This window comes from Arthrobacter sp. ISL-72 (genome assembly GCF_018613755.1).
Taxonomy (GTDB): Bacteria; Actinomycetota; Actinomycetes; order Actinomycetales; family Micrococcaceae; genus Arthrobacter.
In genome coordinates, this window is sequence record NZ_JAGGPP010000026.1 from 1 (window position 1) to 7,122 (window position 7,122).

A 7,122-nucleotide genomic window follows, 5' to 3' on the forward strand; every position below is an offset into this window, starting at 1 on the left:
ACTGCCAGCTAGTCCCAGACCAGCCACGGTAAGACTCACAGTTGTTTTTTGCCTGCTGGCGGAGCTTGCGGAGCTGTGCCCGTGGAGTCCCGTCTACCCGCAGGCCAAGACGTGGAAAATCTTCGGAGGAAATAAGCGAGGAACGAGCGCCGGAGAAGAATTTCCGGGTCGCAGGCCCCGACGAAGGAGGGGCTAGAGGGGCCGGAGCGGGCACGTACAATCCGGAGGACAGCCATGTCCGCCTGGCTCAACACCCCTTTGACGGACCTTGACGCTAAAAGCACGCACAGCAGCCATCAATCAGATCAAGGGTTTGCTCGTTTCCGCTCCTGACAAAGTCCGAGCGAAATACCGGGGGCTCGGAACCTCGGCGATGATCACGGCCCTGCAGCGCACCAGACCCTCGGGCCATACGGCAGACCCCGAGTATGTGTGCCTACTGACATTGAAGGCCCTGGCCACCCGTTGTCAGTCCCTCTCGGAAGAAATCGCTACCGCTGACGCCGCGCTCCAGGAAATCCTCGACACCTACGCGCCAATGCTCTGTGACCTTCCAGGTGTCGGGACAGAGGTAGCCAGCCAACTCCTGGTCACCGTCGGGGACAACCCGGACCGCCTTGAAAACGAGGCCCAGTTCGCTGCCCTCGTCGGGGTCGCACCCATACCCGCATCCTCAGGCAAACCACCCGTCACCGGCTCAGCAGAGGCGGGGACCGCAACGCCAACCACGCCCTGTATCAGGGAGCCCACGCCCTGTATCAGGGAGCCATGGCATGGCTAATGAGAAGCACCACTGCGTGACCTGGTAGCAAGGAAAGCGGATCCTGATCTTGCTTCAGCGCATGAGAAGGCCGCGGCCGGGAAGAAAGCCCGGGCCAGTGTCCCTGGTTTGGAGCGGATGCGCGAACTGGTGGCCGTGGTTCAGGAAACGGGACGGTATCCCTCCCCAGGGCCGGGTCTGCGGCCGAGCGGAGCCTGGGAGTCTGGTTGGAGCGACACCGACGCGGCGCCGCCCAGGGGACGCTGGCGCCCGAGTACCGCGAGGGACTGGGCGTGCTGGCAGGGCGCACCGCGCGCGGTGGTAGATGAGGCCAGATGGCAGGACAGGCTGGCTGCCTTGGTAAAGTACCGGGCGGCCGGAAATGACTGGCCGCGGCACAAGGCAACCGTGGCCGGTGAGGAGCACGAGCTAGGCGTGTGGTTGCATACCCAGCGGTACAAGCTCCGGCGCAGCGAGCTGGAACCGGCCGAGGCGCAGGCGTTGAATGTGTCCGTGCCGGGCTGGCGTACAGGGCGCCGACCGGGCCGAAGGCCCTCCCCATCCCGGACTGCAAGCTACGGATAGAGTCGCCTCGTGGCTAATGACTCAAAAACCCGTTATGACCGCATTCTGGGCTGCGACAGTGGGCAGATTCGCCGGTCTGATCGGGTTATTCGCTCCAATCTCTAGAAGCTTTTTTGAAACAAACGGCTTACTGGGATGGATCTTGTTCGCTTCCCCTTTTGACGCTTCTGCCGTGGATCGTGTGCGTTCGTTGGTGGAGTGGGTCTGGCCGCCCCAGCAGCGGCCAGTCCGGTCAGGGTGTCAGCGGAGTACACCGCATACGGCCGGGTCTGTGGCTTCGGCTGGCAGGTTCGGGTTCAGTTCGCTGGCGCCTTCGGGGTCACTGAAGTTATAGGTCCCGTTGTCGTCGTAGTCCAGGCCGTGGATGACCAGGACGCCTTCGCCTTCCCGGATGGAGTCGGCGATCTGTTTGGCTGTGCCGAGTCCGCCCGCACCGGGGTAGCCTGTGCCCGCGACGTCGGTGAACTCAATGTTGTCCCGGCTGTAGTCGAAGATCCCGTCATGGGAGACCGGGAAACGGGCGACGTCCAGGAAGCTGGCCGGGGTTGTGTCCCCGGTTGTGTTCAGGGATACGACCACGGGGCCGTAGGCCGGTATGCCTTCAACGGTGTTTAGTCGACCGTCCAAGTCGGCGTCCAGGGCCAAGGTCGGGCACTCGTTCAGGGCGTCGTTGCCGTAGTGGATGTGCTGGGCGTGGGGTGCGTCCGGGGTCAGGCCCGTGGCATGGACCTCGATGTGTTCGATCTTCTGGTTTTTCACCACGGCCGTGGCGGTGCCGGACGCGCCGGACCCGTTCAGCTCGGTGAGCACAGCGGTGAGCGTGACCGACTTGTCGGTCGTCTTGCCGTTCTGGGCCAGGACGGGGCCGGCACCCATCGAAACAACGGCAAGAACCGCTGCTGCGGCTCCGCCAAGAGCCAGCTTGGAATTTCTTTTCATGTTTTCGCTCCCTATCAAGGGGCCACCGAGAAATTCGATGGTCTTATGTGATTCGCGCCACAAACGCCCGTGGATGGGCGGCGTGCCTACCCCTTTACTGGGCGGCCCGATTCTATTGGACTACCGTCTGCCTCGATCGCCAGTCCATAAGGGCCCGAGTGACGAACAGTGTGCGTGGGGTAGTTTCCTGATGGGCGCGCCGTCCGGCGGGTGGAGGACAACATCCCTTGAAGGGGATAGTCATGAAAACCATTACTCACATTTGGGCCGTAGCTGCGGCCGTTTCGCTGGCGGCCGTCACCGGGTGCGCCGGTCAGGGCGGTGGTTCTTCCGTCCCGCCCCCGGCGGCCAGTTCCGTCGTTCCGTCAGTTGATGGAGCGACACAGGCCGCTGAAGCGGTCGTCACGATCAGGGACTTCAAGTATGAAGTGCCGGCCTCGGTGAAGCCAGGAGCGATGGTGACGGTCACGAACGCCGACCGCGCCCCGCACACCCTGACTGTCAAGGACAAAGGTGGTTTCGACGTTGAGGTCCCGGCCGGTGGGACAGTGATCTTCCAAGCCCCTGACGAGCCCGGTGACTACGGCATCATTTGCACCTTCCATCCGCAGATGACCGGAACGCTGGTCGTGAAATGAGACCCGTACACATCCCGGTCACCGGTCCCGGCCCCCTGCGGGTGCTCCGGACCGGCATTGCTGCGTCGCTGGTGCTCAGCGCGGTGATTCATGTTCAGCTCGCGCCCGGATACCAGCAGGCCGCACCAGGGAGCAACGGCCAGGGCACGCTGTTCCTGATCCAGGCCGGCGCCGCGATCCTCGCCGCCGTGTTTGTTCTGTTGAAAAACACACGGACCGCTTTCGCTGCCGCCGCGGCAGTGGGCTTTTCTTCCCTGGCCGCTGTCATCCTCTACCGGTATGTTCAAATCCCCGCTATCGGGCCGCTGCCTTCAATGTATGAACCGGTCTGGTACGCGGCCAAGGTCATTACCGCCGTGGCCGAAGCAACGGCCGGCGGGCTGGCAGTGGCAGGCCTCGCCCTGCTGCAGCGCAAAACACGGCCAGGACCGTGGATCCAGCCCCGGGGCTGGCACCACTCCGCGGCCTGAACGAGCAGGGAACGGGCCTGAAGCGGGTCCAAAACCATTGACCCGTCATTGCTGTGGACGGGAACGTGTCGGCACGACGTAAAAGTTTTGTGCTCCAAGACACATTTTCACCAATCCCATCTTCATTCTGCTTCGAAGTACCTGCGTCCCTTCCTTGGGGCGCCAACATCACACGCGCGTGTATGAGGAGATTTTTCGAATGAATAAGACACTCCGCTTTATGGCAGTACCTACTCTTGCTTTGGGCGCTCTTGCCCTTTCCGGTTCCCCGGCAATGGCCGCGGACCAGTCCTACCAGTCGACCCTGTCCCAGCTCAACGGCAGCGCAGGCTCGGGCACCATCAGTGTTGATGTGACGGGCAACCAGGCCCATGTTGTTCTGAATGTTTCGGGCATGCCCGCGACGTTCATGGATGCCCCGTATCCGCACGTCCAGCACATCCACGGCGGCGCCCAGGGCGTTTGCCCGGACCCGTCCGCCGATAAGGACGGCGACCAGGTCATCTCCACGACCGAAGGCGCCCCGTCCTACGGTGGCATCGTGACCACTCTTTCCACCAGTGGTGACACCAGCCCCGCAGCAGGCCTTGACCTTAAGGTCGGCGGCCAGGGTGCTGCCTACACGGTTGACCGCACCTTCGAACTGAACGCCGAAACCAAGGCAGCCCTGGAAGCCGGCACCGCTGTGGTGGTCGTGCACGGCCTTGACCCCGCTACCCTGAGCGCCGCCGGCCAGGCAGCCAAGTCCGACCTCGCACCGACGCTTCCGCTGGCCGCCACATCTCCGGCTCTGTGCGGGACGTTGACGGCCGGGCAGATGAAGATGCCAGCAGGGGGCGCAGCGACTGGCGTCGCCACCGACACCGGCACTGACACCGGCGCCCTTGCCATCGGTTCCGGCCTGGCCCTGATCGCCCTGGCTGGCGGAGCCTACGTTGTCCGGCGCCGCACCTCCGCAGCAGCCTAAGCACCAGCTGACCGGATCAATACAGTGACACCCAAGAACCCCGGCCACCGCAGAGGCCCCCTGGCCTCCACGGCGGCCGGGGTTCTGCTCCTGCTCACCCTGGCCGGCTGCGCCGCCGGACCCGCCACCACCCCGGATGCCGGCTCGGCACCTTCGGCCTCGGTCTCAGCTCCTGCGGCGCCCGGCACTCCCAGCGCTCCCCCGGCTGCGTCCGCACCGGCACCCGCTGCCCCCGCGGCGGTCCCGCCCGCACAGCAGCGTCCGCCGGTCATGGCCGCTTCGGCCCCAGTTACCCTGGCCATTCCCTCGATCGGGGTCCGCACGGACCTTCTCCACCTTGGCCTGGAGGAGAACGGCTCCCTGAAAGTACCGGAAGATACCGGGAACGGCGCACCCGCGAGCTGGTATGACGGCTCCCCCACCCCGGGTGAACGCGGCCCTTCGGTGATGCTGGGCCACGTCAATGCCTTGGGCGGTAACAAGGGTGTGTTCGCGGACCTGCGGAAACTCACCGCTGGAGCTGAGATCACCGTTTCCCGGGCCGATGGCAGCACCGCCGTGTTCACCGTTGACCGCGGGGCCACCTACAGCAAGACCGGGTTCCCCACCCTCGAGGTCTACGGAAACACTCCCGGAGCTGAGCTCCGGCTGATCACTTGCGACGGGTACGATCCCGCCACCGGGCTCTTCGACGATAACTACGTCATCTACGCCAAACTCAAAGCCTGACAACGGACCCCTCCTCCGGGAGCGGGAAAAGGCAAGGATGGACAAAAATGAAACACCGATCCCACGCGGTGGCCGCCCTGGCCATTGCGTCCCTGCTGCTCACCGGCTGCGCCGCCGCAGCCGGAACGGAGGGCACGCTCTCTGCAGCGCAATCGGATACATCAGCGCCGTCCCCGCCCGTGACTTCGCCGGAGGCCGGACATGCTGGCGGTCATAGCGGCGGACATCACGGCGGCGTGACACCCTCGCATGGGACCACCCCGGAGGGGCCCAGCGATGCTGCCCTGATGGTCTGCGGGGACCAGCCCATGGACAGGCTCACCTCAATCCTTGACCTGAAGGAGGCCCCGCACACCATCAACACCTGGGCGGACAGCACCTTCACCTGCATCTACCACCTGCAGGAAGGGGCACTGGAAATATCCGTCCAGGACGCCTCCAACCAGGCGACGGCACTTACCTACTTCAACGCCATGCAGGCCCTCGCCAAAGAGGCAAAACCCATTGAAGGTCTCGCCAACCTCGGATTCCCCGCATACGAGACCGCGGACGGGTCCGCCGTGTTCCAAAAAGACAACTTCATCCTGCACGTGGACGCCTCCGATCTGCCCGCAAACCTGGGACCGGAGGGCATCACCAGGAACGCCCTGGCCTACCAGCTCTCCACCACCATCCTGGCCTGCTGGATCGAACATCCCTGACCCACCTCTCCAGCACCCACGCCACGGCCGCACCCACCGAAAGGTTTCATCATGAAGGCCAACATCAGAAGACCCAGGGCACTCGGGCTCGCGGCAACAGCGGCGGTACTGGCCCTTTCCGCGTGCGGGAGCCCCGGCATGTCCGGACCGGGCACCGCATCAACAACAGCGCAGACCACCTCAGCTCCAACCACCACGGCCCCGGCCCCGGCTCCACCCGCTGAATCTGTGGCGGGTGCTCCAGCGGAAATCCTGATCAAGGGCTTCAAATACCAAGGAGATGACACCGTGAGCTCCGGAGCGGAGATCACCGTCAACGAGGACACTGAAGCGCGCACCATCACCGCGGACACAGGCACCGCATTCGACGCCATCATCAAAGTCGGCACCGGCACGTTCAGGCCCCAACCGAACCATGGACCTACCCCTACCACTGCATCTTCCACGGCAACATGCACGGTAGCCTCACCGTGAAATAACCTCACGAAGCGTTCCCACCTCACTGCAAGACCTGTTCGGCCTCTGCCGGCGCACCCTGGTCGAGCGGTCGTCACGGTTCCTGATCGCCTTCGCGCTGCCGGCGGGAAACAGGTCAGAAGTGACGCGGGACCGGCTCATCCACTGGGTGACCGAGCAAATAGCAAAATCCCGGTTGGCCTCTATAGAAGAAGGCGGATGCCCCAGCTAGGGTGTCCGCATGGGGGATTTGGTGAACGAAATCTGTCTTCAAAGTGGCAAAGCGACGATGCGTCTGGCTACTGACGGATCCTGCATCTGGTCTGGGCTAGGGATACGATGCTTCAGCTTGCGGACGCGGTGGAAGCCATCACGGCCGCCGACGCGCTAAGCGGAGGACGTAGTCTCCCGCTGCTTGTGGAGATCAACGGAATCCACCTGACATCAGAAGTTAGGGACTACATGCTGGAACACGGGACCGCTTCTGCAGTCGCGACCGTGGGTGCGTCAAGCACAGATCGGGTACAGGCTGCGTGGATGCGCCGGAACAGCACCTTCCCCCAAGAGTATTTCACCTGCCGGGAGGAAGCCGTGGAATGGCTGACCTGGCTCCCCCGCGGGGGCAGCGCCGATGACTACGGCCTCTGAGGCGTCCAGCTCCACCCGAAAGTGACACCGTCACAGCCCAGGACAACACCCCGTCAGCGCTGGGTCTTTATCAAAAAGTGACCAGTGAGGCAAGTGTTACCTATTGTTACCCATGTGACTTGCATTTACCCTTGTTCATAAGATAACACCCGGTACGGGGACGAATCTCCGCAGCCACCCGGGCCAGCATCCACGAGTGCATCAGCGTTCGTAGCACTGCGAAGGAGAA

General features: G+C 63.8%; 10 protein-coding genes. 9 read left to right on the forward strand and 1 reads right to left on the reverse strand.

Annotated features, from left to right (window positions below; genetic code table 11):
* Positions 1 to 268 precede the first annotated feature (268 nt).
* Together J7I92_RS18755 and J7I92_RS24705 are read left to right on the forward strand one after the other, a co-directional pair.
* Positions 269 to 781 carry a transposase gene (locus J7I92_RS18755; protein ID WP_214842999.1) on the forward strand — a complete coding sequence of 171 codons (513 nt, stop codon included), beginning with the start codon at positions 269 to 271 and terminating at the stop codon, positions 779 to 781.
* 117 nt (positions 782 to 898) lie between these two features.
* Positions 899 to 1,345 carry a helicase associated domain-containing protein gene (locus J7I92_RS24705; RefSeq protein ID WP_396020420.1) on the forward strand — a complete coding sequence of 149 codons (447 nt, stop codon included), beginning with the start codon at positions 899 to 901 and terminating at the stop codon, positions 1,343 to 1,345.
* Between the two features lie 240 nt (positions 1,346 to 1,585).
* On the opposite strand, the gene J7I92_RS18760 is transcribed toward J7I92_RS24705, so the two are convergent.
* Positions 1,586 to 2,284: a hypothetical protein gene (locus tag J7I92_RS18760; RefSeq protein WP_214843001.1), complete on the reverse strand. Its 699-nt coding sequence runs from the start codon at positions 2,282 to 2,284 to the stop codon at positions 1,586 to 1,588.
* A gap of 242 nt (positions 2,285 to 2,526) precedes the next feature.
* Between J7I92_RS18760 and J7I92_RS18765 the strand changes: the two genes are divergently transcribed.
* The 7 genes from J7I92_RS18765 (at position 2,527) to J7I92_RS18795 (ending at position 6,893) form a co-directional block, all read left to right on the forward strand.
* Positions 2,527 to 2,922 (forward strand): cupredoxin domain-containing protein, encoded by a 396-nt coding sequence (locus J7I92_RS18765; protein WP_214843003.1) that lies wholly within the window; start codon positions 2,527 to 2,529, stop codon positions 2,920 to 2,922.
* A complete protein-coding gene (locus tag J7I92_RS18770) occupies positions 2,919 to 3,392 on the forward strand; it encodes a hypothetical protein (RefSeq protein WP_214843005.1) in 474 nt (157 codons plus the stop codon). Before J7I92_RS18765 ends, J7I92_RS18770 begins: the two co-directional genes overlap by 4 nt.
* Before the next feature lie 199 nt (positions 3,393 to 3,591).
* Positions 3,592 to 4,359: a CHRD domain-containing protein gene (locus J7I92_RS18775; RefSeq protein ID WP_214843007.1), complete on the forward strand. Its 768-nt coding sequence runs from the start codon at positions 3,592 to 3,594 to the stop codon at positions 4,357 to 4,359.
* Positions 4,360 to 4,383: 24 nt separating this feature from the next.
* Positions 4,384 to 5,088 carry a sortase domain-bontaining protein gene (locus tag J7I92_RS18780; protein WP_214843009.1) on the forward strand — a complete coding sequence of 235 codons (705 nt, stop codon included), beginning with the start codon at positions 4,384 to 4,386 and terminating at the stop codon, positions 5,086 to 5,088.
* A gap of 47 nt (positions 5,089 to 5,135) precedes the next feature.
* Entirely contained in the window at positions 5,136 to 5,789 is a 654-nt protein-coding gene (locus J7I92_RS18785; RefSeq protein ID WP_214843011.1) for a hypothetical protein, read from the forward strand.
* Positions 5,790 to 5,840: 51 nt separating this feature from the next.
* A complete protein-coding gene (locus J7I92_RS18790) occupies positions 5,841 to 6,263 on the forward strand; it encodes a hypothetical protein (protein ID WP_214843013.1) in 423 nt (140 codons plus the stop codon).
* A gap of 321 nt (positions 6,264 to 6,584) precedes the next feature.
* Positions 6,585 to 6,893 (forward strand): hypothetical protein, encoded by a 309-nt coding sequence (locus tag J7I92_RS18795; RefSeq protein ID WP_214843015.1) that lies wholly within the window; start codon positions 6,585 to 6,587, stop codon positions 6,891 to 6,893.
* Positions 6,894 to 7,122: the final 229 nt, after the last annotated feature.

What these genes read in the sequence shown, in the direction of transcription:
- J7I92_RS24705 (WP_396020420.1), top strand. Translation starts at nt 899, where the DNA reads ATGCGCGAACTGGTGGCCGTGGTTCAGGAAACGGGACGGTATCCCTCC.
- J7I92_RS18760 (WP_214843001.1), bottom strand. Translation starts at nt 2,284, where the DNA reads ATGAAAAGAAATTCCAAGCTGGCTCTTGGCGGAGCCGCAGCAGCGGTT.
- J7I92_RS18765 (WP_214843003.1), top strand. Translation starts at nt 2,527, where the DNA reads ATGAAAACCATTACTCACATTTGGGCCGTAGCTGCGGCCGTTTCGCTG.
- J7I92_RS18770 (WP_214843005.1), top strand. Translation starts at nt 2,919, where the DNA reads ATGAGACCCGTACACATCCCGGTCACCGGTCCCGGCCCCCTGCGGGTG.
- J7I92_RS18775 (WP_214843007.1), top strand. Translation starts at nt 3,592, where the DNA reads ATGAATAAGACACTCCGCTTTATGGCAGTACCTACTCTTGCTTTGGGC.
- J7I92_RS18785 (WP_214843011.1), top strand. Translation starts at nt 5,136, where the DNA reads ATGAAACACCGATCCCACGCGGTGGCCGCCCTGGCCATTGCGTCCCTG.
- J7I92_RS18790 (WP_214843013.1), top strand. Translation starts at nt 5,841, where the DNA reads ATGAAGGCCAACATCAGAAGACCCAGGGCACTCGGGCTCGCGGCAACA.
- J7I92_RS18795 (WP_214843015.1), top strand. Translation starts at nt 6,585, where the DNA reads ATGCTTCAGCTTGCGGACGCGGTGGAAGCCATCACGGCCGCCGACGCG.